The organism is Noviherbaspirillum denitrificans, from assembly GCF_002211445.1.
In the GTDB taxonomy this organism is placed as follows: Bacteria; Pseudomonadota; Gammaproteobacteria; order Burkholderiales; family Burkholderiaceae_D; genus Noviherbaspirillum; species Noviherbaspirillum denitrificans.
This window is the reverse complement of record NZ_LSTO01000001.1, coordinates 2601426-2602438: the sequence shown is the minus strand read 5'-3', so window position 1 is coordinate 2602438 and position 1013 is coordinate 2601426. Positions and strand designations below refer to the sequence as shown.

The 1013-nt window shown below is 64.3% G+C and carries 1 protein-coding gene; it reads left to right on the top strand.

From position 1 onward, the window contains the following. Positions 1-1013, top strand: a 1013-nt coding sequence (locus tag AYR66_RS12720; RefSeq protein ID WP_272938340.1) for a DNA translocase FtsK, incomplete at both ends; no start/stop codon positions are given.

Sequence of the window (1013 nt, the reverse complement as noted above, 5' to 3'; positions counted from 1 at the left end):
CCGGCGGTCGGCGTGCGCGGCGCGCAGATCGTCGGCCTGATGAAGGACCTGTCGCGCGCGCTCGGGCTGACCTCCATTCGCGTCGTCGAAACCATTCCCGGCAAGACCTGCATGGGCCTGGAGTTGCCGAATGCGCGGCGCCAGATGATCCAGCTGTCCGAAATGCTGGCCTCAGATGCCTACCGCCATTCGCGCTCGCACCTGACGCTGGCGATGGGCAAGGACATCACCGGCACGCCGGTCGTTACCGACCTCGCGCGCGCGCCGCACATGCTGGTCGCAGGTACCACCGGCTCCGGCAAGTCGGTCGCGATCAACGCAATGATCCTGTCGCTGCTCTACAAGGCCACGCCGGAAGACGTGCGGCTGATCATGATCGATCCGAAGATGCTGGAGCTCTCGGTCTATGACGGCATTCCGCACCTGCTGGCACCAGTCGTCACCGACATGAAGCTGGCCGCCAACGCGCTGACCTGGTGCGTCGCCGAAATGGAGAAGCGTTACCGCCTGATGTCCGCGCTCGGCGTGCGCAACCTTGCCGGCTTCAACCAGAAGATTCGTGACGGCAAGGCACAGGAAAAATACGTGACGAACCCATTCTCGCTGACTCCGGACGCGCCCGAGCCGCTGTCCACGCTGCCGACCATCGTCGTGGTGATCGACGAACTGGCGGACCTGATGATAGTCGCGGGCAAGAAGATCGAGGAACTGATCGCGCGCCTCGCGCAAAAGGCACGCGCGGCCGGGATCCACCTGATCCTGGCGACACAGCGGCCCTCGGTCGACGTGATCACCGGCCTCATCAAGGCCAACATTCCGACGCGCGTCGCATTCCAGGTGTCGTCCAAAATCGATTCGCGCACGGTGCTGGACCAGATGGGCGCGGAGACGCTGCTCGGCCACGGTGACATGCTCTTCCTGCCGCCGGGTAGCGGCTATCCGCAGCGCGTTCACGGCGCCTTCGTGTCGGATGAAGAAGTGCACCGCGTCGTCGAATACCTCAAGCAGTTTGG